Raw genomic sequence first — 23,775 nt, 5'->3', positions numbered from 1 at the left:
TATCAGATTTGCTGTGGTCACGAACGACAGCAAGTTTTCTTTTATCAATGATGAAACGGATACCATAGAATGCGTACCAGTAACTACCTTCTTTCTACTCTGAAAGAGACTCCAAACGACGCAGAAGTTATCAGCCACCAGCTGATGCTACGTGCAGGTATGATCCGTAAGCTAGCTTCAGGTTTATATACTTGGCTACCTACTGGTCTACGTGTACTGCGTAAAGTCGAAAATATCGTTCGCCAAGAGATCGATAATGCAGGTGCCGTTGAAATCTTGATGCCCGTAGTTCAACCGTTTGAGCTTTGGGAAGAGACTGGCCGTTCTGAAAAGATGGGTCCTGAGCTACTTCGTTTCACAGACCGTCACTCTCGCCCGTTTGTTCTTAGCCCAACAGCTGAAGAAGTGGTAACGAGCCTAGTACGTAACGAGATCAGCTCTTACAAACAGCTACCTCTAAACTTGTACCAAATCCAGACTAAATTCCGTGATGAGCGCCGCCCTCGTTTTGGCGTAATGCGTGCACGTGAATTCTCTATGATGGATGCGTACAGCTTTGATATCGATAAAGAAGGCTTAGAAAAGTCTTACCAAGCGATGCACGATGCTTACTGTAAAGCATTCGACCGCATGGGCCTTGAGTACCGTCCAGTATTGGCAGACTCTGGCGCAATCGGCGGCAGCGGCTCTCAAGAATTCCACGTTCTTGCTGAAAGCGGCGAAGATCTAATCGCATTCTCTTCAGAATCTGATTACGCAGCGAACATTGAGAAAGCAGAAGCACTAGCTCCAACGACTAAAGCGGCAGCGCCAACTCAAGAGATGGAACTGGTTGATACGCCAAACGCAAAAACAATCGCAGAATTGGTAGAGCAACACGGTCTAGCAATCGAGAAGACTGTTAAGACTCTATTCGTTAAAGCTTCTGATGAAGTAGACGCTGATATCATCGCGCTAATCATCCGTGGTGATCACGAACTGAACGAAGTGAAAGCAGAGAACCTTCCACAGGTTGCTTCTCCGCTAGAGATGGCTTCTGAAGAAGAAATCCGTGCACTTGTTGGTGCTGGTCCTGGTTCACTTGGCCCTGTTGGCCTAGAACTACCATTCATCGTTGACCGCTCTGTTGCTGTAATGAGTGACTTCGGCGCTGGCGCAAACGTAGATGGCAAGCACTACTTCGGCATCAACTGGGGTCGTGACCTTGAGCTTGCTCAAGTTGAAGACCTACGTAACGTTGTTGAAGGCGACCTTAGCCCATGTGGTCAAGGTACTATCCAGCTTAAGCGCGGTATCGAAGTTGGTCACATCTTCCAACTAGGTAACACTTACTCTAAAGCAATGAACTGTAACGTGCTTGGTCCTGATGGTAAGAGCGTAATCCTAGAAATGGGTTGTTACGGTATCGGTGTTTCACGTGTTGTTGCATCTGCTATCGAGCAAAACCACGATAAATTCGGTATCACTTGGCCAGACGCACTAGCACCATTCCAAGTTGCTATCGTACCAATGAACATGCACAAATCTGAGCGTGTTAAAGAAGCAGCTGAGAAGCTATACGCTGAATTAACCGCTATGGGTATCGAAGTACTATTCGATGACCGTAAAGAGCGCCCAGGTGTAATGTTTAAAGATATCGAGCTAGTGGGTATCCCTCACACTATCGTTATCGGCGATCGCAGCATGGACGAAGGCAACTTCGAATACAAAAACCGTCGTACTGGTGATAAAGAAGCTATCGCAATGGACACGGTTATCGAGCACCTTAACGCTCAACTAGCTAAGTAATTAGATTGCTGACTAGATAAACATTGAAAGGCTGCCATTAGGTGGCCTTTTTTGTGCCTGTCGTTTCCCTTCTATTTATCCCTAGAGTAAATAACGTAAGTTAATCCCCTGTTCATCTTCAAATCCGTATATTGGTGTCATCAACTTTTTGAACATGCTCACCATTGGAGGTATCGATGGATATCAAAAGCTTACTGAACCAAGCACTTAAATCAGATCTCGTTAAACAAGGCACTCAGAAACTTTCACAAGGGTCTTCAAGTTTAAGTAGCCTTTCTCAAGGCAGCAATGGCAAGAGTAGCAGTAAAAGTACGCTCGGAGCCTTCGGTGCAGGCGCAGTTGGCGGCGGACTGTTAGGTGCGTTAATGGGTTCTAAGAAAACCAAGAAAATGGGTAAGAAAGCCGCTGGCATTGGTGGCGCAGCAGCACTTGGTGCTCTCGCTTATAAAGTCTACAACGACTACCAGTCTAAACAAGGCAAAACACCGAATGCCGAACAAGCTCAATTTGATGAGAACGACTCAAACCATAGCGTGCTGATTCTCAGATCGATGATTGCAGCGTCCAAAGCGGATGGTCATGTTGATGAAGAAGAGATGGCTAAGATCGAGCAAGCCGTTGAAAATATGGGTGCCGATTATCAACTGACGAAATTGGTCTCTGAAGAGCTGCACAAACCGCTCGATCCAAGCGAAATCGCTCAGCTAGCGACCTCACCTCAACAAGCGAGTGAGATCTATTTAGCGTCTTTGATTGTAGCGGATGAACAAAACTTCATGGAGAAGGCCTACCTCAAAGAGTTAGCCAAGCAACTCAACCTTGCTGATGAAGTTACTTATCAACTTGAACAGCAAATCTCTGGTTAAGCAGTCAATATCCGGCTTAGTCAACAAGCTAGCAAAGTGATACGTTGAGCATCAACAGAATGAGATATTGAGCAAGAACAAACTAACTCTGAACTTAATCAGATCCACTTTGTTTTTGCTTATCTCTATGTGTATATTGAGATCAGTTATCATTTGGTTAGGTATAAAAATGAAAGTATACGATTGTTGTGATTTGGTGCGTGAACTGTATTCTCAAATTGGCAGTGGCGACCAAGGCTATATCCCTAAAGCGATCACCTGCGCGGTAAAAACATTGAATGACCTTGCTGCAGATGAATCTCTTCCTAAAGAAGCGCGTGAGCGTGCAGCATTTGCCGCTGCAAACCTGCTGATCTCAGATTTCGAGGACTAATATGAACCTCGCTAATTTTGAAAAGATGGATCCTGTAATGTTGATGAGCATCGTCAACATGAAGCTACGTGACGACTTCGGTGGTGATTTGGATCGAGTGGTCAACTTCTACGAGATCGATAAAGCAGCATTGATCGCTAAACTTGCGTCTGCTGGTTTTGAGTTCCTTCCAGAAGCCAAACAGTTTCGATAGTCATTTAGAACACGCTTGATTTTGAAAGGCCAACCTCAGTGTTGGTCTTTTTTATTGGTTATACGTATTGGATAAACATGTAGTTAGCCAGTTATAAATTATCTGTCTACATCTATACTTTTATATCTTAGAGTCAACGAACGCTCCTTGAACCAAAGCGTATTGTTGTATAGGCTACCTGAAATAGCATATAAAACTCATCACCCAATCTGATGATAGCGAAGGATTAACAATGAAAAGACTCGGACTTTTGGCAGTTTTCGCTGCAACACTGACTGCAGGTTGCGCTTCAAATACACAGCAAGACAATTTTCGTGAAGCCTCTTTTGAGCTGTGTAACACCGAAGTCGATATTTACTCAGTAAGCCACGATGAAAGAGTACGCATTGTCTGCTCTGATGGCTCTAAATTCGCTTTAAACAACGAAGACACGCTAGAAGTGATGCGTGATATCAACATCGACTACTGTGACGGCGAAGGCTTAGGCAAATTCAACGAGAGCCGCCATTATTACTCATTCAAGTGTAAGTCTGGCACCCTGCTTAGCATCAGAAAGTAGAACCAACATAAGAAAACCACAAAGGGTTGATGTGCAAGCATCAGCCCTTTTTAGCACCCGCAATAACCAATCTTCAAAAACAAAAAAGGCCCCAAAAGGAACCTTTAAACTCTTTTTTCAAAGTAGATGAGCAAAGTTCAAGGAGCTCACACGGAGTTTGCGCTAATACAGAAATTCGTTCACTCTCTGAGAGTTACCAGACCAATAAAAAAGGCTCCCAACAGGAGCCTTCAAATTCATCGTTTTTCAAAGTAGTCGTTTGAAATTCTAGGAGAGCACGCGGAGCTTACGGATGTAAGTGAGCATGCTCGACAACGAAGTTCAAATTACTACGAAGAAAAATTAAGCGTAAACCGGTAGACGCTTACAGATCTCTAGTACTTTTGCTTTCGTTGCTTCGATAACAGACTCATCGCCCATGTTATCAAGGATGTCACAGATCCAACCTGCTAGCTCTTTCGCGTCTGCTTCTGAGAAACCGCGACGAGTGATAGAAGGAGAACCGATACGGATACCTGAAGTAACGAACGGACTACGTGGATCGTTTGGTACTGAGTTCTTGTTCACAGTGATGTTCGCTGCACCTAGTGCTGCATCTGCTTCTTTACCTGTGATGTCTTTGTCGATTAGGTCAACTAGGAACAGGTGGTTCTCTGTAGAACCTGAAACGATGTTGTAACCGCGTGCTAGGAATTCAGCAACCATTGCTTTTGCGTTAGCAACTACGCGAGCTTGGTACTCTTTGAACTCTGGCTCTAGAGCTTCTTTGAACGCTACTGCTTTACCAGCGATAACGTGCATTAGAGGACCACCTTGGCCGCCAGGGAATACTGCTGAGTTTAGTTTCTTGTAAAGATCTTCGCCTTCGTTTGAAAGGATAAGACCGCCACGAGGACCAGCAAGCGTTTTGTGCGTTGTCGTTGTTACAACGTGAGCATGTGGAACTGGGTTCGGGTAAACACCTGCAGCGATTAGACCAGCAACGTGAGCCATATCTACGAAGAAGTAAGCACCTACTTTGTCAGCGATTTCACGCATGCGCTTCCAATCACAAACTTGAGAGTAAGCTGAGAAACCACCGATGATCATCTTAGGTTTGTGCTCGATAGCTAACGCTTCCATCTCTTCGTAATCGATTTGACCTGCTTCATCGATACCGTAAGGGATGATGTTGTATAGCTTACCAGAGAAGTTTACTGGAGAGCCGTGAGTTAGGTGACCACCGTGCGCAAGGCTCATGCCTAGAACAGTATCGCCAGCATTCAGTAGTGCCATGTATACAGCATTGTTTGCTTGAGAACCTGAGTGAGGTTGTACGTTTGCGTATTGAGCGCCAAACAGTTCACATGCACGTTCGATTGCTAGAGTTTCAACTTTATCTACGTACTCACAACCACCGTAGTAACGCTTACCTGGGTAGCCTTCAGCGTATTTGTTTGTAAGTTGAGAACCTTGAGCTTCCATTACACGTGGGCTTGTGTAGTTTTCTGAAGCGATAAGTTCGATGTGCTCTTCCTGACGAAGAGTTTCTTCTTGGATAGCTGCGAATAGATCCGCATCGTAATCAGCAATGTTCATGTCACGCTTAAGCATCTGTATCTCCTGACTCAGATTGTACTGAAAGTTTCAAAAAAACCACACAACGACCGAAAGCAAACGTTTCCGTCACCGTTTTGATGTGACGCATTCTACATAATTTGATCTAGGTCATAAAGAGCTAATTGCAATTTTATCATGCAGTTTTTTCATAATCACATATAAGATTCATCATGGTTATTTGGCTTATCCAACCAAAGATGACGCTTACTGTCAATTTTACGCTTTACACCCTGTAAAACGCAGATTACATAGGTTTACCTTAATTTTGTACCTCAAGCTACCGAAAGCTAAGGTTTTTCTCTACTATGCACGCCTTTATTGGTTAGGTAATTATAAAAACGATGGAAAAACACTCACGTAAAGAAGATTGGGTAGCGATTCTCACTGGCACGTTTTTAGTGGCGTTAGGCGTCTTCTTTTTACAGTCAGCGAACCTGCTTACCGGTGGTACTACTGGCTTGGCTCTGCTTTTGAGTCAATTCTTGCCTGTAACCTTTGGTATTTTGTACTTTGTTGCCAATTGTCCATTCTATTTATTAGCATGGAAACGATTCGGCCGTAGCTTTGCTATTAGCAGTGCGATTTCTGGTGCTTTAGTCTCTGTGTTTGCCGATCATTTATACTTAGTTATCTCGCTAGAAGTTCATAACGAGATCTATTGTGCTGTTGCCGGCGGCTTATTAATGGGCTTAGGTATGCTAATCCTATTCCGTCACCGCTCAAGTCTGGGTGGCTTCAACGTACTGTGCTTGTTTATCCAAGACCGCTACGGTATCTCGGTAGGTAAAACACAAATGGGTATTGATGCGTGTATTCTGTTTGCATCGTTCTTCTTTGTGTCACCTTGGGTGATTGCCGTATCTGTATTAGGTACCGCAGTATTGAACATTGTATTGGCAATGAACCACAAACCAACTCGCTACTCGGTGAATTACGCATCTTAATACCAATCACCCTGTGAATTACTAGCTGTTTTTAATAACAAAAACAGCTAGAATTTAGGTTTTATAAACCGTCGCCTTTTCTATGCAAGATTACCTCTCTAGCGCCAAAGACCAACAAGCCTCTATTTATATTGAAGGCTTGGAATTCAACCCCAACACACGAGTCTTAAGTTGCGACGAGCAGGTCATCGATTTAGAACCTCGTTCTATTGAATTACTCGAACTGTTTCTGACTAGCGTGGGTGAACCGCTCGCTGCTGAGCACATCATTGAATCTGTATGGCAAAGTAACTTCATTTCTAAAAATGTTCTGACAAACCGAATCAGTACCTTACGTTCAGTACTTCAAAAACACCTACCAGATAGCGACGCGACCAAAATACTGGTGACTTACCCACGCAAGGGTTACTTCCTTAACCCAAGTTCGGTTAGCTTTGCTGCGAGTTCCCCAGATACCGAAGCAGATGATACCGCCATAGAATCTCCAACCAGTCAAAAAGGATTTACCTCCAATCCGGTTAATCCTTGGCTTGTTGTGGTGTCTTTGGTTTTGCTGATCAGCACAGCGGTAATGGGTTATATGCTTTGGCAATCTTCGACTCGTGCTTCCGAAGTCGAACGCGACCAACGATTGATTCCTAAGGTCGAACTTCTTCTGAATCGATTGGATGCCATTGGCGATAATTCCAGAAAATACCGAAAAGTCGTAAAAGCATTAATACTTCAACAGCAGATTGAATACGCCTACACCGATCTTGCTAACCAAGATGCGCCAAGCTACTTCCTTGACCCTATAGATAGCTCTCCCTTCTTTCCGGGCGCCAAGAACATGCGTACCAGTGATTACCTGCTTAACATTCAGTTGAAGGATCAAGAAGTAGATAAGCGCCTTGTCGCTAAAATAAGCCTGATTTACCCAAACTCAGGGAAGCTGGCATTTGGTGGGGTTTACTCTATTGATGTTAATAACATCAGCAGCAGCGTTATGGAGATCAACCGAGAGTTGGCTAACTACTTTGCTCTGCCCGCACCATTGTCGCCAGAATGGTCAGTCGATAATACCGAAGTCAGCGACTTACTGAGTGGAAAAGCCATCACGTTTGATGGCATCGAGCTCAACACCATGACGTCTACTCTGATTGCACGACAACTTGCTCTATTTGAAACGGATCAGAAGAAGCTCATTGCGTTCACCAATCTTGTTCAAACTCGATTTAAGTTACTACCGGACGAACTCAAACTGTGGGTTGGTATCATTCATTTCAAACTGAGAGACCTGCAAACCGCAAAAGAGCTCCTAACCAATACCTCAGGAAACTCTACGATCGAAAATGCGTTGGTTTATATGATGGTTTCTCACATTGCTTATAAGCAAGGCAACATGGAGAAGTTCCGCCTCAACTACATGGAGTCGCTGGTTGCGTTATTGAGAGTGGTTCCATCCGAAGAGCTATTCGCTCGGCTATCTAAACCGGAATCCAAATCGACCTGCCTACAACCTTGGAAGAGCTTAAAGCTAAGCGTTAAAGAGCCTTTAATCATAAAGCAGTGGGAAAAATTAATGCTTAACTACTGTACCGCTGTCGGGCAACAGTTCTCAAAGGATAAAGAAAAAACCTTTAAAATAAGTAACTTAAATATAAATTAAGATCTTATGTGACTTCGTTTTTTGCCCTATTTACTCCTCAAACAATAGCATTCCTAAAAACATCGGGCCCACCAAGGGCTTCCAACTTTAGGAATGTTCAACATGAAAAAAACAATGACGCTACTAGCGACCTCTCTCTTTGCTCTCTATGGTTGTGGCGGTGGAGGCGGCTCTTCTTCTGGTTCTACAGATGGTAATAAAGGTCCAAGCAGTCAGGTTGATTACCCTATTGCGAGCTCTGCATTTTCCCCTAGACCAGAAACAACATTGGGCTACTCGTTTACCAAAGATGGTGAGACTGAAGGCATGATGACAATGAACTTCACTCCTTTAAGCGGTGAGCTCATTATTGCAGGGTTAGAAGAGGAGGCTGGCAATGAAGCGGTCGTTCAAGTTATCAATGACCTGATCAATTACGGCATCACCGAATTTTATGTTTCTGAAGACATCATGACGAATGTTGAAGGTACACAAGAAGACGGCAGCATTTATTTTGCAGGCCCTGATCGCGGTTTACATGAAATCACCAATGCCTACTTTATTGGTAGCCAATACATCACAAGAATGATGTACAGCAGCCCACTGTTCCGCTTGAAGGGAACTGACGTAAAAGAGAGTAACCCAATCATTGATATCAGTGAGGAAACCGTTTCATTGCAGGTGACGTTAGATGGCAAAGCCGTCGCTAACATGCTGAATGACTTTGAAGATAACTCGTGGGTATCAAGCCTGCGAACTGATGCGTCATGCCAAGTTACTTGGCAGCAAGAAATCAATGAAACAGGTGTACGTAAAAGCTTCACTGTTTCGGGTAAATCCATCGAAGCTGCGAATCTTACGGAGAAAAACACCTACTACATCAACTGTGAAGGTATGGATTCAACACAATTTGGCACATCATCAGAGCGCTGGTTCAACCCTAGCATCGGTTTGATTGAACAGATTGAATTGATGTCTGTAGAACAATCTACGATCGAAGAATCAGCAGCGATACTAACCTCAATTAGCTAGCCTTGACTTAGATTCACTAAGCTTAACCGCGAGCTAACTGCAAAAATAAAAAGGCTTTGGGGAGCACTCCAAAGCCTTTGTAGAAGCCTAATCCTTTAAGGGGAATCAGAATTAGGCTTATTGAAATGAAACAAGGTTACCCTTCAATCAAGAGAATACGAGTCTCGTAAGGACGTAACACTTGATGATGTAATGCAACTGAAGTGTTCGCTTGTTGATAGTTAGACAACAGACTCTTCGCCTTACTCATATCAAAACGTTCCGGTAAAACGCATTCCGCCTCTTCACCATAATAGTTGTTAATACACAGCAAAGTTTGCCCGTCGTTCTCACGTACATACGCAAAAATGGATGAGTGATCAGGCAGTAGATCTTGATAACTGCCATCCGTAATCACTGGCACTTGTTTACGTAACTCAATCAAACTCTTATAGAAATAGAAAACAGAGTCTTTGTCTTCAAGTGCTTGCTCAGCGTTAATCTCAGAGTAATTATTCGCAACATCAAGCCATGGCTGAGCTTGTGAGAATCCTGCGTAAGGCTCACTGTTCCATTGCATTGGTGTACGAGAGTTATCACGAGACTTCTGCGCTAAAATCGCCATCATATCTTGATGCGCCACACCATCACGGTTCACCATGATGTCGTACATATTGGTACTCTCAACATCACGATACTGGCTAATTTCAGTATAGCCAGGGTTGGTCATGCCAATCTCTTCACCTTGATAGATATAAGGTGTGCCTTGCATCATATGCACAGAAGCGGCGAGCATCTTGGCTGATTCAACGCGATATTGCTGATCGTTACCTAATCGGCTCACCACTCTTGGTTGGTCGTGGTTACACCAGAATAGTGCTCCCCAGCCTTTGCCATTCAAGCCAGTTTGCCAGTGGTTAAAGATCGATTTGAGCTGTAAGAAATCGAATGGCGCATTAGTCCACTTCTCACCATTGGTATAATCGACCTTAAGGTGGTGGAAGTTAAACACCATTGATAGCTCGCTGTTATCAACGTTTGAGTATTGCTGACAATGTTCCAACGTGGTTGAAGACATCTCACCGACGGTCACGCTACCGTACTTCTGAAATACTGCTTCGCTGATCTCTTTCAGGTATTCGTGCACACGTGGACCATCGGTATAGAAACGACGACCATCACCAATATCATCGTTAGGGAAATCTTGTTGCTTCGAAATCAGGTTGATCACATCCAAGCGGAAACCGTCAACGCCCTTCTCTGCCCAAAAGCTGATAACGTCTTTCACTTCTTCGCGTACAACCGGGTTCTCCCAGTTGAGGTCAGCCTGTTCTTTGGCGAACAAGTGTAGGAAGTATTGCCCAGTCGCCTCATCTAGTTCCCACGCATTACCACCGAACTTAGACTGCCAGTTAGTTGGTGCTTGACCATCTACGGAATCTTTCCAGATATAGTAATCGCGGTACGGGCTGTTTTTGTCACCCAAAGCAGATTGAAACCATGCATGCTCTGTCGAGGTGTGGTTTACCACGATATCCATCACGATACGAATACCACGTTGGTGCGCTTCAGACAGCAATAAGTCGAAGTCTTCCATGGTGCCGAATTGAGGATTAATCGCGTAGTAGTCTGAGATATCGTAGCCATTATCGATCATTGGTGATGCGTAAACCGGGGTTAGCCAAATCGCATCGACACTCAAATGTTTGAGGTAATCCAGTTTCGAAATGATCCCTTTGATATCGCCAGTACCCTTACTGCCACTGTCGCAGAAGCTCTTTGGGTAGATTTGATAGATGGTTGCGGTTTTCCACCAGCTTTCATCATGTTCAGTCATCGCCATCTCTAACACTCACTTACCAGAAAATATAAAATGAAAATCACCATGCAAATCATGGTCGAATAGCCGTTATAACTAAAAGAAAAAGCTATAACTAAGAGAAAAAGCGATAACTCACATTGGAGTCATCGCTTATTAAATGCATTACGCGTTCGCGGTTTCTAACTCACCCTTGGATTGGGCTCGCTTGTAAAGGAACAGGGTTAACGTGATAGGCAGTACTATCGCCACCAGCATCGCGACTAGGTAAATCGACCAATATTGAGGTTGAATCGATAGGATGCCCGGCAAGCCGCCGACACCGATACCATTCGCCATCACACCCGCGCTACCACAGATTGCGGCTGCAAAAGCACTACCAATCATTGCGCTGAGCATTGGGAATTTGTATTTAAGGTTAATACCGTACATCGCAGGCTCTGTTACACCTAAGTAGGCTGAGATTGCCGCAGGAACCGAGATGTCTCGTTCACCTTCACGCTTACTCAAGATAATGATGCCGACTACTGCCGATGCTTGTGCAATGTTTGATAGTGCAATCAAAGGCCAGATTGGTGTGCCGCCTAAGTCTTGCATCAATTGCAGATCCACCGCGTTGGTGGTGTGGTGAATACCCGTGATGACCAAAGGTGCGTAAAGGAAGCCAAATACCACTGAGCCAAGAATCGCAAAGTCACCTGTCATGGCCGCTTTAGCCGCGAATGCCACACCATCGCCTAACATACGACCGAACGGGCCAATGAAAGCGTGCGCTAGAATCACAGACAAAATAATCGATACAAATGGCACAACCACTAGGTACAAGTAAGCTGGGACGATGCGCTTAAGATTGGTTTCAATGAACGCTAAAGCCACACCTGCTAACATTGCTGGGATCACCTGAGCCTGGTAACCGACCTTCTCAATCACAAACAGTCCAAAATCCCATACCTCAGGTACCGATTTACCTATCATGTATGCGTTCATGAGTTGTGGTGAAACCAAGGTCACACCGAGCGTGATACCCAAAATAGGGGTTCCGCCGAGTTTCTTAACCGTTGCCCAACACACACCAACCGGCAGGAAGAAGAAAATAGCTTCGCCGATCAACCATAAGAAAGAGTGAACGGTTGCCCAGAATTGACTGATTTCAACTAAGGTTTTGCCGTCGAACATGCGAATGTCGCCAATCACATTACGGAAACCAAGAATCAAACCACCAGTAATGATGGCAGGCAGCAGTGGTACGAAAATTTCGGCTAAATGGGAGATACCACGCTCAAGGAAGTTCATGTTTTGACGAGCAGCCAGCTTCGCCTCATCTTTTGATGATGCTTCTTTACCTGTCTGTTCAATCAGAAGTGCGTACACTTCATCAACTTCAGTGCCAATCACAACTTGGAATTGGCCTGCGTTAGTAAAACAGCCTTTTACTAGCTTCAGTTTTTCGAGTTCAGCTTTGTTGGCCTGCTCTGTATCGTTCAATACAAAACGCAGTCGAGTCAGACAGTGGCTGACACTCGCAATGTTTTCTTTACCACCGACTAACTCGATAAGACGCGCAACGTCTTGCTTCGCTATCTTACTCATACTACCCCACCCTGGTTTCATTCAATTACTCATCTAAACCATGCAGCTATAACCGCTCAGATTTATACTTATGGGAACATTCCCAATTACGGTTATTATAATGCCCGCATGAATGATAAATTAAAATGGGAACAGTCCCATTAATTGAAAGAGATCACACTCTAATTTTAATCTAAGCAGTTCAATTTCGCTTAATTGAGTGGATTATAGAATAGGAGATTGGGTGTGATGAGAGATCTCTGAATTACCTAAAAGCTGAGAGATCAATAGATTAGCAGCCAACTTACCTGCAGATTGGTAACCAGGATCAATGCTAAATACTCGCGGGAACAAGAAAGAGAGAAGATCATTGCCACCAACGCCTGTTACAACCACATCTTCACGTTGTAGTTCTTGTAGACGCTTGATCACGCCAAGAGCCAATGTGTCACTGGCACAGACAAGAGCTTGAGTTGTAGGAGTCAGTACCTCATCCACCAGCTGATAAGCGCTTTCATGATGAAGCTGCCCAGTACGATAGTTCGCAATCACTCCAGTGCTTTCGCACCAATCGAGATAAGCCTTAAGACGCAGTTCACCGGTTGATTTATCACTAGGATCAACACCAATAAAGCCAACGTCAGAGATCCCCTGATCCGATAAATGCGCCAACGCACTATTGATCACCTGTTGGTTATCATAGTTAATCGATGTGACATTCTCGGTATCCAGAGCAATCACCACCGCTTTGTGTTGCCAAGCTTCAATTGCAGGAATATCGCAGTCAGTAAAGCCAAATACAATAATGCCATCAACGTTACGACGCTTTAGAACTTGCAGGTGCTCATTGGCTTTATCTCTATCAAGTTGGCTTTCCATGATCACGACATCGTAATCCGCTCGATACAACTCGGCCAGCATAGTGCTAACGGCTTTGTTTTCAGAAGGAGAATCCAAACGAGAGATAATCACGCCGATGACTTTTTGGCTGCCACCGCGCATCGATTGCGCTGACTTTGAAGGCGTATACCCAGATTCTTGAATTACTCTTTCCACCCTTTCACGGGTTTCAGGTTTCACTTTTGGATCATTGGTCAGAACGCGTGATACGGTTGACTTACCAACACCGGACAGTTTTGCAATATCAAGAATAGTGAGTTTTTTGCTCATAAAAAGTCTAACGTTAAAGGGAAGAGAATAAAAAGTGAGGGCAGATTCCCTCACTTAACTGTTTGTAAATCTTAGAAGTTAACTATGACTTACTTTCGACAATTTTTATAGACGACACGACCAAGTTCTAGACGTGCGTTGTCACCTTTAGTGCGTAAAGTGACGCTATTGATCAGCTCAGAGGTACCATCATCTAAGATATACTTCGTTCCTGAACCTGCCGCTATTTGAGTGAGGCGATATTCATTCTCTGGCAAACGTAATACCGCTTTTTCATTACCAAGGTAAGCGACCTTAAATGAAGCGTCAGACTCACATTGATAAGTCACGAATTGATCGTCCGATACTGCACCATCAGGCGCTGCGGATTTAGAACACCCGAATAACGCTACCGTACATAGAGATGCTATCAACAATGCTTTCATACTGCGTTCCTCATCTTTATATAGTGAACAACACTTATATCTAAGTGAAAGAGACTTAGTGCCTTAACCTTTTAAGAATGCTGGTACATCTTTAATACTGTCAAGCACAACACTTGCAAGTGCTTCACCTTTTTCAGTGATTGGTTTGCCGGTTCTTACCAACACTTTAGTACCAACACCTGCCGCTTCTGCAGCCATCATGTCTTCCGCTTTATCGCCGATCATGACCGAGTTAGCCATATCAATCTTCAGAAAGTCACGAGCAGAAATGAACATGCCTGGCTTTGGCTTACGACATTCACAATCTTGCTTGTAGTCACCAATACCGTGTTCAGCGTGATGCGGGCAGTAATAGATGCCATCAAGCTCAACGCCGTTATCGACAAAGTTCCAATCCATCCACTGCGTCAAAGAAAGAAAACGGTCTTCACTAAACATGCCGCGAGCAATACCAGATTGGTTGGTCACTAGCACCAATAAATAACCCATATCTTTAAACGCTTTCGCCGCTTCAAACACACCATCGATGTATTCAAAGTCATGCTCATCATGTACGTAGCCGTGGTCGACGTTAATCACACCATCACGATCTAAAAAAACAGCAGGTTTAGACAAAATTTTGTTCTCTATCAACTCTCTATTAATCATTAATTATTACACGCTTTATTTGCTTCATCACTATCTATTTAGTTTTGCGTTCGTTAACGATTTGTTTCAAGCTTAACCATATAATCGACGTTTAGCCGTCTAGACGTAAAAATATCTATTGACTTAGATCATAGAACACCATAGCATCGTCTGTAAATCGAGCGAGCTATCGACATATTATTCTGTTCTACCTGCACGGGTTTCTCTATGATTAAAGTGAATCAAGTCAACAAGGTTTTTTATCAAGGCACTAAAGAAATCAATGCCTTAATTGATATCAACCTCCACATTCCTCAAGGTCAAATCTTTGGAGTCATCGGCTCTTCAGGTGCAGGCAAAAGTACCCTAATCCGCTGTGTAAATATGTTGGAAGCCCCGACTTCAGGTGAAGTGATTGTTGACGGTATCGACCTGACAAAACTCAGCAAATCAGAACTTAGCGAAGCGCGCCGTAACATCGGCATGATATTCCAACACTTCAACTTGCTGTCTTCTCGTACTGTATTTAACAATGTAGCACTGCCTTTAGAGCTTGCTGGTAAAGATAAAGCAATTATTGAAGCGAAAGTGAGTGAGTTGCTTGAACTCGTTGGCTTGGCGGATAAGCGTGACACTTACCCTGCAAACCTAAGTGGCGGTCAAAAGCAGCGTGTTGCGATTGCTCGTGCACTGGCCTCTGACCCGAAAGTACTGCTGTGTGATGAAGCGACCAGCGCACTGGATCCTGCAACCACTCAATCGATTCTTGAGCTGCTGCGTGAAATCAACCGCAAGCTGAACATCACTATCCTGCTGATTACGCACGAGATGGATGTAGTGAAAAGCATTTGTCACGAAGTGGCGATCATTGGCGGCGGTGAATTGGTAGAGAAAGGCACAGTCGGTGACATCTTTGCTCACCCTAAGACAGAGCTAGCACATCAGTTTATTCGCTCAACGTTGGATCTGACGATTCCTGAAGATTACCAAGCGCGTTTGCAAGAGACTCGCGTAAACAGCAGTTATCCGCTAGTGCGTCTTGAGTTTACTGGTGCAACGGTTGATGCTCCGCTGATGACGCAAATCGCACGTAAATTCAATATCGATGTCAGCATCTTAAGCTCTGACCTTGATTACGCCGGCGGCGTGAAGTTCGGCATGATGGTCGCTGAACTGTTCGGCAATGAAGCAGATGATAATGCTGCTATCCAATTCCTACGCGACAACAATGTAAAAGTAGAGGTGCTTGGTTATGTCCTTTAGTTTCAACGAGATTGCTGACTGGATCAGCCTTAACGGTAACCTTCTATTAGGCGCAACAGGCGAAACGCTTTACATGGTTGCTGTTGCAGGCATTGTTGGCTTCGCGGTCGGTATCCCATTAGGCGTGATTTTACACACAACTAAAAAAGGTGGTCTGCTAGAGAACACCAAGGTAAACAAGATTCTAGGTGCGATTGTGAACGTAGGTCGTTCAGTGCCTTTCTTAGTGCTGATGGTTGCGATTATCCCACTGACCAAGATGCTGATTGGTACCTTCATCGGCACGACAGCAGCGATTGTTCCACTGACGATTGGCGCTATCCCATTCGTGGCTCGACTTATCGAAAGTGCACTACTTGAAGTACCAACAGGTCTAGTAGAAGCAGCTCAATCAATGGGCGCAACACCAACACAAATCATCAATAAGGTTCTGCTTCCTGAAGCACTACCGACTATCATCAACTCAGTAACGATTACGCTAGTGACTCTGGTGAGCTACTCAGCAATGGCCGGTACTGTGGGCGGTGGTGGCCTAGGTGATGTCGCGATTCGTTACGGATTCCACCGCTACGATGTGACCATCATGGCTGTGACAGTAGTGATGTTGATTGTGCTGGTACAAATTATTCAATCAATCGGTGATTCATTAGTTCGCCGCGTTGACCACAGATAAAGACTCACGCATAAAGATTAGAGTCCTCTGAACCCAATTAAATAGATTTATTAAAAGGAGATTATTATGAAATTCAGCCTTAAAGGTTTACTAACTATCGCAGCAGCAGCTTCAGCGCTAGTTCTAGCAGGTTGTGGTGATAAAGAAGTGGATACTTCTAAAGTAAAAGTTGGCGTAATGGCAGGTGCAGAAGCGCAAGTTGCTGAAGTGGCAGCTAAAGTAGCGAAAGAGAAATACGGCCTAGACGTTGAACTGGTTACTTTCACGGATTACGTAACACCAAACGCAGCTCTAGATGATGGTTCTATCGACATCAACGCATTCCAACACGCACCATACCTAGATCAGCAAGTGGCTGACCGTGGCTACAAGCTAACTATCGCTGGTAACACGTTTGTTTACCCAATTGCGGGTTACTCTAAAGAAGTTAAATCAGTAGACGAAATCCAAGACGGTGCGCGTATTGCTGTACCAAACGACCCTACAAACCTAGGTCGCTCTCTACTGCTTCTTGAGCAACAAGGTCTTCTTGAACTTCGTGAAGGCGCAGGTCTTCTAGCTACCGTTCGCGACATCGTTGGCAACCCTAAGAACCTAACGATTGTTGAACTAGACGCAGCTCAACTGCCACGTTCTCTTGATGATGTTGCTCTATCTATCATCAACACAACTTACGCGAGCTCTATCAACCTGACTCCACAAAAAGATGGCGTATTCGTTGAAGACAAAGATTCTCCTTACGTAAACCTAATCGTTTCTCGTGAAGACAACCTAAACGCTGAAAACGTACAAAACTTCGTTAAAGCTTACCAAACTGAAGAAGTGTACAACGCAGCTTCTGACATCTTCCAAGGTGGCGTCGTTAAAGGTTGGTAATCAACTAAACGACTGCACTGTATAGATACCCGAAGGGGCTTACATAACGTCAGCCCCTTTTTATTGGCTAGGATTTACCAGAAAGGTCGACTTACCACCAAGCTTCCACTTGCATGCCAACGCTCGTTTCACTGTTTTTACCTTCGCCGAAGGCATTATCGTTTTCAGCATCATTCAGGTAAGTGGCGAAGATACGGAATTCAGGACGAGACCAGAAACCCACTTGTGGAACCCAAGCCTGAGCGATGGTGAATTTACCACCTGCCCCATCTTGGTTATCAATCGTTTCTACAAAACCACCAATTTCAAGGATGGTACGCATGCGCTTGTCCCACTTATAAAGCGGACGAATGACGGCACTGAAAGAGTCATCATCACTGTTATTAGCACCCACACCGGTTGACGCGGCATAACGCACAGTGTGGCCAAACTCGATGTTCTCACCAATCGCAAGCACGCCCCAGTTAATCAATCGGAAACCCTCGGCGTCATTATTGTTTGCATCACGTACGATGCCCTTACCGGTACCAAAGGTTGTCATCTGCTCGGCATAACCAGAGTTAGCAACCTGTAGAATCGTTTTATTGAAGCCACCAGAAAGGTTTTGATTCAAGCTTGCCGTTAGCATTACGCTGTCATCCGCGTCGATCGTTTGACCTTGTTTTTCATTGGCGAAGTTCATATCAATACCGACCTCAAGATCAGCATTGTTCCACAGTGGAATCCCGGCATAGCGCACGTCTGCAATCATGGCTGTGGTTTCTTTGCCATCAAACACATCGCCAGTCACCGTGTCTTGAATCAAAGCCACCGATAATTTACCAGGGCCTAGGTTGATGTGTTCAACGCCGGCACCAATACCACTGACATCCCAGTAGTAGTTATCAACGATGTGCACATCATGACGTTGGTAGTAGCGCTCACCCGCCCAAATCCCAATGTCCTTATCTTCAAAAAGCCCCACCGCCTGAACATTCAATTGCACCACATCCACGCTTTTATCCGCGGCATTCTCATCTTGGCCTTGCCAGTACGACAACATGGAATCAACTAAAAATGAAACGTCGTCCTCAGCATACACCTCTTTCTTAAAGCCAAACTCACCATACAGGTCATTTTCGTTGCCGAGTCGGCCAACTTTGCTCACCTCCCACTTACTGTTTGAGCCGCCTTCATTACTAAGGCCAACGCCGCCGCGCATATAGCCATTGAACTCCAATGGCGTGGTTTCATCAGCGTATAAATTAGGAGCAAGTAAAGCAGTAGAGAGTGCAGCAGCAATAGGTAACAGTTTCATCGTCCATTCCTTTCAGATCTAGAATCAGGTTATTATTTACAAATGGGAACATTCCCATGGGATCGATCCCATTTATATTGAGCAGAATATAAATTGAAAGAGAACTGATTGATTATTGTGATCAGGATAACTATTGAGGTAACTAAAAGTTGATGGGTGTTGGATTATTTCAATGAATACATTGGCGCTACAGAAAGAGCTGAATATCACGTTCTGTACGTATTTAAAGGGGGAAAGGGTAACGATAAAAGAGTAATAAAGATCGAGCTAAGACAGGTAACGAAGTCACGGCATCGGGGATGATACAAAGTGCTAAACATTTAATATAAAAAGAAAAAAATATCGGAGCACTAAATAGCACTCCGATATCTAAAGCATGACGCTTAAATAACCACAAGAAGACTACTTCAGGTGATCCCAAGAGATGTTTGACACCAATCGGCAGTCATCACACTTGAAATAGAAAATATCGTGGATAGGCGCATCTAGCAGCCATTCACCACCACATTGCGGGCATTTGCGCTCTTTTTCATCTTTCAGGCTGATCCCACCGACACGGTATAAGTAGTAGTAGGTTGGAACCTTAGTCAGATATTCAATGCGCCCTCTTAAACCCCAACCGCGTTTAAACAGCACACTCTTCGTGTCACTGATCTCGGTTAGCGTTGCATGTTCCGCGCGACAACCACCACCCATTTGTACTTCATCACAGGCTTGCCATTCGGTCTGCCATTTCAATACGGCTTTATGGTCGCCATTGAAGGTAGGTGGATTGCGATACAAAGGGATTGGTAGCAAGCTATCGCCACTGCGCAGCGGTGAACAGGTGTGCACGAATGTCGTGTATAACACCTGCCAGCTTGGTGTTTCATCTTCTGCCACTTCTTCTGAGTTCAGATCTCGACCTAGCAAACGCATTTTAGGCGCGAGCAGGCTAGCGTTAGACAAGCGATCAAAACACACTTTCACAAAGTCTGAGTGATTACGCGGGTGCAAGCTATCTTGCTCCGGGCACACAACGCGAACATAGAATTCACCTTCGCCCATCACGATTGGGAACTCACGACCTAACACTTGTCCGTTATAACGAAGTGCATCCATTAAGCCATTAACAGCCTTGTCGACAGCGCTTACCGTTGTGTTATCAAAACACTCAAATTGAAGTTCTAGTACGTACATCTATTTATACCGCTGGTTGTAGCTTTTCTAAAAATTCTGCCAATGTCTCGGCGAGTACATCACGATTTTTGGTGCCTAAGCGCTCCAAAATCACGTTACCTGTTAGGTTACAGATAGAGATAACATCCAGCTCTGCATCGGTCGCGGCAATGAAAACCGTTGGTTTTAGCTTTAAACGACGCTGAGTTACTAGGTGACCTAAAATGTTTTCTTGTAGGCATTCGAAGTCTTCATCACTCCAAATCTGTAACAGGGTCAATTCGTTACCATCGAAAGTCGCGTTCATATCTGCGCTGAATTGTGCGCCGTAGAAAGTCTTGATGTCTTCATGCAGAGTCAACTCAATACCGGTCTCAACGTTGGTGAAATCCGCGAATTGCTCACGTGGATAGTGCTTCCACAACACTGCGTCGCCACTCTTTTCTTCTACGCATGGCGATACGATGTCCACCAACTCCTCATTACGAGGTAAGCTTTGGTGTTTCTGCTGCCACGCGTCAACGTATCGCTGACCAAAAGAAAGTAGTGCGTCTTGAGCACGTTGAGTCATGAAAATCTCCTAAACACAAAATAATAAATAGAATCCGAGCCCTTTCCGCGCCGATTAAGCGATGACTTAATGACAGGGTAAGGGGGATTCAGTAAAATCGACCCCATTCTAATCGAATTTGAAACGAAAGTATGAGCAAATATTCTGACGCAAAAGAGCTAGCGGGTTTAACCCTTGGCCAAAAAACTGAGTACTCTAACCAATACGATGCAAGTTTATTGCAACCAGTGCCTCGTAGCCTTAATCGCGATGATCTTGCGCTAAACGGCGAGCTGCCTTTTGTTGGTCATGATATTTGGACCATGTACGAGCTTTCGTGGCTAAACACCAATGGCCTACCACAAGTGGCGGTCGGTGAAGTTTTCATCCCAGCAACCAGCCCAAATTTAATTGAATCAAAATCTTTCAAACTGTACCTGAACAGCTACAACCAGACTCAATTTGAAAACTGGGATCAAGTAACCGAGCGCCTGACCCAAGATTTGTCGGCATGCGCAGGCGAAACGGTGATTGTGAATGTAAACTCAGTAACCGACTACACAAACCAACCTATCGTGACGATGGAAGGTGACTGTATCGACAACCAAGACATCCAAATCACTAGCTACGATTTTGAAGCCTCATTGCTTGAAGGCGCTGCTGGCGAACAAGAAGTGGAAGAAACACTGCATAGCCACCTATTGAAGTCGAACTGTTTGATCACCAATCAACCGGATTGGGGCAGCGTTGAGATCGCATATTCTGGTAAGCAAATTGACCGTGAAGCTCTGCTACGTTATTTAGTTTCTTTCCGTGAGCACAATGAATTCCACGAACAATGTGTTGAGCGTATCTTCACTGACATCATGAAATACTGTGCACCTTCGAAGCTAACTGTGTTCGCACGTTACACGCGTCGTGGTGGTCTGGATATCAACCCATACCGTTCAACAGAGCAAGATAGACCAAGCCACAATAAGCGTATGGCTCGCCAATAATCAGGCGAGAACCACCCACACTTATTTGAACCTACCAAATCTTTAAAGGGACATTGAAATGCGTTGGTTATACGTTGTTAGTCTATTTATTTTAAGCTTAAGCACATCGGTCAATGCGTCGGTTTATTCGTCGGCGCTACTCAATGAAGCCAATAACTTGGTTGAGATCGAGCCGAGCCAAGCAAAACAAATGGCCAACAGCTACCTAACGCTTCGTGTCCTTTCTGATCAACGCGAGAAAAGCCCTTCTGCTATTTCTCGCGAAGAGACAGACTCTTCGATTCGAACACCAAACAGCAGTATTGATGCGTATAAGATCTTAGCCAAGGCGGAATACAACCTTGGCAATATGCGTATTGCGATTCAGCACATCGACAAAGCCTCTGAGCTAGCGAAAACCTATAAGCTTGATTACCTAAAACTGGATCTTCAGATCCTCAAAGTTCGCTTACTTTGGCTGAGTGATAGAAAATCAGCCAAAGCAAAAACAGCGCTAGCGGGTATTGAAGCAAATCTAGAGTCGGTGAATAAAACCTTACGCTTGACGGAAGGCATCACCTATCGCCTGATCATGTTGAAAGCCGACATCGCCTCTTATGACAACAAGGTCGATGAAGCCGAGAAGTTCTATCAAGAAGCGAAAACCTATCTCGATCAGCGTTACTCTGAAAAAGTCACCATCGACTACCACATCTCAGTCGGTGAGTTTTATCTAACCCATAAAGAGTACAACCACGCATTATCTGAGTTGCTGTATGGCTACTGGAAATCAGTAGAGGGCAACCTAAGTTCACGTTTGGCCAAGGTAAACCGCCTGCTTGCGCAGCTTTTCTTTGAGCGCCAAGTGCTAGATAAAGCGCTAGAACACCTATCTCAGGCCGCTGATTTCTATGATAACTTTGAAAATTCGCCTGTCTTAGCGCAAGTGCTTAAGAAAATGGGTGATGTGTACTTCTATCAAGGGAAATATAACCTTGCCTTAGTGCACTTCTTCAACGTTCTTGATCACGAAAGCACTGACCGAGATATCCACCAAGTCATTGATATCCGACTAAGTCTATCGGCAACTTACCTACGTCTTTATAACTACCCTCTAGCAGAACAGTACCTAACCCGTGCCCTTGAGCTGCTGGAATACACCGACATTCCAAAACTGGAAGGTCGTGCTGCGCTGCTATCGGCAGGGTTAGCGTATCACCTGCAAGAAAGCGAAGATGTGATCAAGCATGCGACACGTGCGCTTGAGATCTCACGTCAGATAGAGAACATGCATCTTTCACAACAATCGTACTACTTACTCTCTTTAGGTTATGAGCAGGCAGGTCGCCCACAACAAGCGTTGGCGAACCTTAAGCAGTACAACAGCCTTGTCTCTCTAGAGCAGCAAAAACTTAACCGTGTTGGCGAAGACGCGTTCCGTCAACAGAAAGAATTTGCCGAACAAACCCTGCACTACGCAGGCCAAGCGCAAGAGCTAGAGCAATACAAACTGGAGCATCGTAAGTTCCAAAAAATATCGTTCGCCCTATTCCTGTTCAGCATTGTCTTGTTCTTCTTTGTTCTGCGCCGTGGCTATCTCATTCAAACCTTAGCCAAAGAAGTGGATTCTCTGCGCACTGACCTATTTACTCACTCACGTTCAAAGCTTCCGAACTTAAGAATGCTCAATGCGAAGCTCTCTAACTCGTTGGAACAAACCAGCCAGACCTTCGAACAATGGCAGCTTGGCGAATTGATTCATGAGCCACTCAACGACCGCTTACGCTTCGTGATGATTGATTTACCGTTCTTACGCAATATGTACACGCAGAACGGTTACAAAGCCGGTCTAGAACTGGAAGACGCTTTTGGCGAGTTCCTAAAATCTAAGCTTGAAGACCCAGCTCGTGTCTACCACTTCTCGGATGCGAACCTGCTTTATATTGAACCAAATGCGGACCGTGATTTGTCGCCAGAGGCCATGTTCAGAAAGATTCAATCTTGGGTGAATGACTTCGAAACAGAGCGAAACATCAACCGAACGGTCCGTATGGGCATCGCTGACTACCCATTCTTGCCACGCGCTTACACCGCAATTAACGATCAAGAGCTGCTCGACGTATTGTTGATGTCGACCAATCTAGCTCGTGAGATCAGTCTCAAAGAGCGCAGTAGCCAATGGGTCTATCTAAAAGCTATCGATAATGCACCAGCAGCGAGCCTTGCAACTGGTAACATAAGAGAAGCGTGTAAACATGCGATTAATCAAGGGTTAATAAAAATACAATCCTCGTACCAGAATGAGGACAACATCAAAAAAATGCTAAAAGATGACTAATTTACGAGCGGTTAAGAGCAGCAAGTCGTGACCTTATTTTTAGTTTTGTTATTATCGATGTAACGGAATTTCA

At 44.6% G+C, this 23,775-nt stretch carries 22 protein-coding genes; 13 read left to right on the top strand and 9 right to left on the bottom strand.

Annotated features, from left to right (window positions below):
- Positions 1-69: 69 nt before the first annotated feature.
- From AB6E85_RS09820 to AB6E85_RS09800, 5 genes are all read left to right on the top strand, one after another.
- On the top strand, positions 70-1,788 hold the full coding sequence (locus AB6E85_RS09820; RefSeq protein WP_372142464.1) for a proline--tRNA ligase: 1,719 nt from the start codon (positions 70-72) through the stop codon (positions 1,786-1,788).
- A 176-nt stretch (positions 1,789-1,964) separates the two neighbouring features.
- Complete coding sequence (locus tag AB6E85_RS09815; RefSeq protein ID WP_372142462.1) at positions 1,965-2,654, top strand: tellurite resistance TerB family protein; 690 nt, start codon at positions 1,965-1,967, stop codon at positions 2,652-2,654.
- Positions 2,655-2,823: 169 nt separating this feature from the next.
- Positions 2,824-3,027, top strand: a complete 204-nt coding sequence (locus tag AB6E85_RS09810; protein WP_008222923.1) for a YaeP family protein — start codon at positions 2,824-2,826, stop codon at positions 3,025-3,027.
- A 1-nt stretch (position 3,028) separates the two neighbouring features.
- Positions 3,029-3,220, top strand: coding sequence for a DUF4250 domain-containing protein (locus tag AB6E85_RS09805; RefSeq protein WP_010436438.1), 192 nt, complete (start codon positions 3,029-3,031; stop codon positions 3,218-3,220).
- 232 nt (positions 3,221-3,452) lie between these two features.
- Positions 3,453-3,779 (top strand): hypothetical protein, encoded by a 327-nt coding sequence (locus AB6E85_RS09800; RefSeq protein ID WP_019819867.1) that lies wholly within the window; start codon positions 3,453-3,455, stop codon positions 3,777-3,779.
- Positions 3,780-4,121: 342 nt separating this feature from the next.
- Here the strand turns inward: AB6E85_RS09800 and glyA are convergent, their stop codons facing one another.
- Positions 4,122-5,372, bottom strand: a complete 1,251-nt coding sequence (glyA, locus tag AB6E85_RS09795) for a serine hydroxymethyltransferase (RefSeq protein WP_048612231.1) — start codon at positions 5,370-5,372, stop codon at positions 4,122-4,124.
- A gap of 347 nt (positions 5,373-5,719) precedes the next feature.
- Here glyA and AB6E85_RS09790 point away from each other — a divergent pair, with 347 nt between their 5' ends.
- From AB6E85_RS09790 to AB6E85_RS09780, 3 genes are all read left to right on the top strand, one after another.
- A complete protein-coding gene (locus AB6E85_RS09790) occupies positions 5,720-6,322 on the top strand; it encodes a YitT family protein (protein WP_017060757.1) in 603 nt (200 codons plus the stop codon).
- Positions 6,323-6,404: 82 nt separating this feature from the next.
- On the top strand, positions 6,405-7,970 hold the full coding sequence (locus tag AB6E85_RS09785) for a transcriptional regulator (protein WP_372142461.1): 1,566 nt from the start codon (positions 6,405-6,407) through the stop codon (positions 7,968-7,970).
- Between the two features lie 102 nt (positions 7,971-8,072).
- Entirely contained in the window at positions 8,073-8,981 is a 909-nt protein-coding gene (locus AB6E85_RS09780; protein ID WP_372142459.1) for a hypothetical protein, read from the top strand.
- A 136-nt stretch (positions 8,982-9,117) separates the two neighbouring features.
- On the opposite strand, the gene treC is transcribed toward AB6E85_RS09780, so the two are convergent.
- The 5 genes from treC to gmhB all read right to left on the bottom strand — a co-directional run bounded on the left by treC (position 9,118) and on the right by gmhB (position 14,591).
- Entirely contained in the window at positions 9,118-10,803 is a 1,686-nt protein-coding gene (gene treC, locus AB6E85_RS09775; RefSeq protein WP_372142458.1) for an alpha,alpha-phosphotrehalase, read from the bottom strand.
- 141 nt (positions 10,804-10,944) lie between these two features.
- Entirely contained in the window at positions 10,945-12,369 is a 1,425-nt protein-coding gene (gene treB / locus AB6E85_RS09770) for a PTS trehalose transporter subunit IIBC (protein ID WP_372142456.1), read from the bottom strand.
- A gap of 204 nt (positions 12,370-12,573) precedes the next feature.
- Positions 12,574-13,518 (bottom strand): trehalose operon repressor TreR, encoded by a 945-nt coding sequence (treR, locus tag AB6E85_RS09765; protein ID WP_050644933.1) that lies wholly within the window; start codon positions 13,516-13,518, stop codon positions 12,574-12,576.
- Positions 13,519-13,607: 89 nt separating this feature from the next.
- The gene (locus tag AB6E85_RS09760; protein WP_048664565.1) at positions 13,608-13,943 is read right to left on the bottom strand and encodes an MliC family protein; all 336 of its coding nucleotides are present in this window, start codon (positions 13,941-13,943) and stop codon (positions 13,608-13,610) included.
- 63 nt (positions 13,944-14,006) lie between these two features.
- Positions 14,007-14,591: a D-glycero-beta-D-manno-heptose 1,7-bisphosphate 7-phosphatase gene (gmhB, locus tag AB6E85_RS09755; protein WP_017060762.1), complete on the bottom strand. Its 585-nt coding sequence runs from the start codon at positions 14,589-14,591 to the stop codon at positions 14,007-14,009.
- A 207-nt stretch (positions 14,592-14,798) separates the two neighbouring features.
- Here gmhB and metN point away from each other — a divergent pair, with 207 nt between their 5' ends.
- The 3 genes from metN to AB6E85_RS09740 all read left to right on the top strand — a co-directional run bounded on the left by metN (position 14,799) and on the right by AB6E85_RS09740 (position 17,382).
- Positions 14,799-15,833, top strand: coding sequence for a methionine ABC transporter ATP-binding protein MetN (gene metN / locus AB6E85_RS09750; RefSeq protein ID WP_017060763.1), 1,035 nt, complete (start codon positions 14,799-14,801; stop codon positions 15,831-15,833).
- A complete protein-coding gene (locus AB6E85_RS09745) occupies positions 15,823-16,506 on the top strand; it encodes a methionine ABC transporter permease (protein WP_017060764.1) in 684 nt (227 codons plus the stop codon). The genes metN and AB6E85_RS09745 overlap by 11 nt, the downstream gene beginning before the upstream one ends.
- A gap of 66 nt (positions 16,507-16,572) precedes the next feature.
- Positions 16,573-17,382 carry a MetQ/NlpA family lipoprotein gene (locus AB6E85_RS09740; RefSeq protein ID WP_019824947.1) on the top strand — a complete coding sequence of 270 codons (810 nt, stop codon included), beginning with the start codon at positions 16,573-16,575 and terminating at the stop codon, positions 17,380-17,382.
- A 91-nt stretch (positions 17,383-17,473) separates the two neighbouring features.
- Here AB6E85_RS09740 and AB6E85_RS09735 read toward each other — a convergent pair whose 3' ends face one another.
- The 3 genes from AB6E85_RS09735 to syd all read right to left on the bottom strand — a co-directional run bounded on the left by AB6E85_RS09735 (position 17,474) and on the right by syd (position 20,408).
- Positions 17,474-18,679 carry a carbohydrate porin gene (locus AB6E85_RS09735; RefSeq protein ID WP_372142454.1) on the bottom strand — a complete coding sequence of 402 codons (1,206 nt, stop codon included), beginning with the start codon at positions 18,677-18,679 and terminating at the stop codon, positions 17,474-17,476.
- A gap of 402 nt (positions 18,680-19,081) precedes the next feature.
- Positions 19,082-19,858: a Zn-ribbon-containing protein gene (locus tag AB6E85_RS09730; RefSeq protein ID WP_086970716.1), complete on the bottom strand. Its 777-nt coding sequence runs from the start codon at positions 19,856-19,858 to the stop codon at positions 19,082-19,084.
- Between the two features lie 4 nt (positions 19,859-19,862).
- Positions 19,863-20,408 (bottom strand): SecY-interacting protein, encoded by a 546-nt coding sequence (gene syd / locus AB6E85_RS09725; protein WP_333913021.1) that lies wholly within the window; start codon positions 20,406-20,408, stop codon positions 19,863-19,865.
- A 131-nt stretch (positions 20,409-20,539) separates the two neighbouring features.
- On the opposite strand from syd, the gene queF reads away from it, so the two are divergent.
- Positions 20,540-21,385, top strand: coding sequence for an NADPH-dependent 7-cyano-7-deazaguanine reductase QueF (gene queF / locus AB6E85_RS09720; RefSeq protein WP_050647934.1), 846 nt, complete (start codon positions 20,540-20,542; stop codon positions 21,383-21,385).
- A 58-nt stretch (positions 21,386-21,443) separates the two neighbouring features.
- Positions 21,444-23,702: a tetratricopeptide repeat protein gene (locus AB6E85_RS09715; RefSeq protein ID WP_372142452.1), complete on the top strand. Its 2,259-nt coding sequence runs from the start codon at positions 21,444-21,446 to the stop codon at positions 23,700-23,702.
- Positions 23,703-23,775 lie beyond the last annotated feature (73 nt).

Source organism: Vibrio sp. 10N.247.311.51 (genome assembly GCF_041467855.1).
Taxonomy (GTDB): Bacteria; Pseudomonadota; Gammaproteobacteria; order Enterobacterales; family Vibrionaceae; genus Vibrio; species Vibrio coralliirubri.
Note: the sequence above shows the minus strand (reverse complement) of the source record. Positions and strands in the feature narration are given on the sequence as shown.

Bases quoted from the DNA above. Each gene is read 5' to 3' on its own strand.
- queF (WP_050647934.1), top strand. From the start codon at position 20,540: ATGAGCAAATATTCTGACGCAAAAGAGCTAGCGGGTTTAACCCTTGGC.
- treC (WP_372142458.1), bottom strand. From the start codon at position 10,803: ATGGCGATGACTGAACATGATGAAAGCTGGTGGAAAACCGCAACCATC.
- treR (WP_050644933.1), bottom strand. From the start codon at position 13,518: ATGAGCAAAAAACTCACTATTCTTGATATTGCAAAACTGTCCGGTGTT.
- gmhB (WP_017060762.1), bottom strand. From the start codon at position 14,591: ATGATTAATAGAGAGTTGATAGAGAACAAAATTTTGTCTAAACCTGCT.
- AB6E85_RS09790 (WP_017060757.1), top strand. From the start codon at position 5,720: ATGGAAAAACACTCACGTAAAGAAGATTGGGTAGCGATTCTCACTGGC.
- AB6E85_RS09760 (WP_048664565.1), bottom strand. From the start codon at position 13,943: ATGAAAGCATTGTTGATAGCATCTCTATGTACGGTAGCGTTATTCGGG.
- AB6E85_RS09800 (WP_019819867.1), top strand. From the start codon at position 3,453: ATGAAAAGACTCGGACTTTTGGCAGTTTTCGCTGCAACACTGACTGCA.
- glyA (WP_048612231.1), bottom strand. From the start codon at position 5,372: ATGCTTAAGCGTGACATGAACATTGCTGATTACGATGCGGATCTATTC.
- AB6E85_RS09815 (WP_372142462.1), top strand. From the start codon at position 1,965: ATGGATATCAAAAGCTTACTGAACCAAGCACTTAAATCAGATCTCGTT.
- AB6E85_RS09735 (WP_372142454.1), bottom strand. From the start codon at position 18,679: ATGAAACTGTTACCTATTGCTGCTGCACTCTCTACTGCTTTACTTGCT.
- AB6E85_RS09785 (WP_372142461.1), top strand. From the start codon at position 6,405: ATGCAAGATTACCTCTCTAGCGCCAAAGACCAACAAGCCTCTATTTAT.
- AB6E85_RS09715 (WP_372142452.1), top strand. From the start codon at position 21,444: ATGCGTTGGTTATACGTTGTTAGTCTATTTATTTTAAGCTTAAGCACA.
- treB (WP_372142456.1), bottom strand. From the start codon at position 12,369: ATGAGTAAGATAGCGAAGCAAGACGTTGCGCGTCTTATCGAGTTAGTC.
- AB6E85_RS09745 (WP_017060764.1), top strand. From the start codon at position 15,823: ATGTCCTTTAGTTTCAACGAGATTGCTGACTGGATCAGCCTTAACGGT.
- AB6E85_RS09820 (WP_372142464.1), top strand. From the start codon at position 70: ATGCGTACCAGTAACTACCTTCTTTCTACTCTGAAAGAGACTCCAAAC.
- AB6E85_RS09805 (WP_010436438.1), top strand. From the start codon at position 3,029: ATGAACCTCGCTAATTTTGAAAAGATGGATCCTGTAATGTTGATGAGC.
- AB6E85_RS09730 (WP_086970716.1), bottom strand. From the start codon at position 19,858: ATGTACGTACTAGAACTTCAATTTGAGTGTTTTGATAACACAACGGTA.
- AB6E85_RS09780 (WP_372142459.1), top strand. From the start codon at position 8,073: ATGAAAAAAACAATGACGCTACTAGCGACCTCTCTCTTTGCTCTCTAT.
- AB6E85_RS09810 (WP_008222923.1), top strand. From the start codon at position 2,824: ATGAAAGTATACGATTGTTGTGATTTGGTGCGTGAACTGTATTCTCAA.
- syd (WP_333913021.1), bottom strand. From the start codon at position 20,408: ATGACTCAACGTGCTCAAGACGCACTACTTTCTTTTGGTCAGCGATAC.
- AB6E85_RS09740 (WP_019824947.1), top strand. From the start codon at position 16,573: ATGAAATTCAGCCTTAAAGGTTTACTAACTATCGCAGCAGCAGCTTCA.
- metN (WP_017060763.1), top strand. From the start codon at position 14,799: ATGATTAAAGTGAATCAAGTCAACAAGGTTTTTTATCAAGGCACTAAA.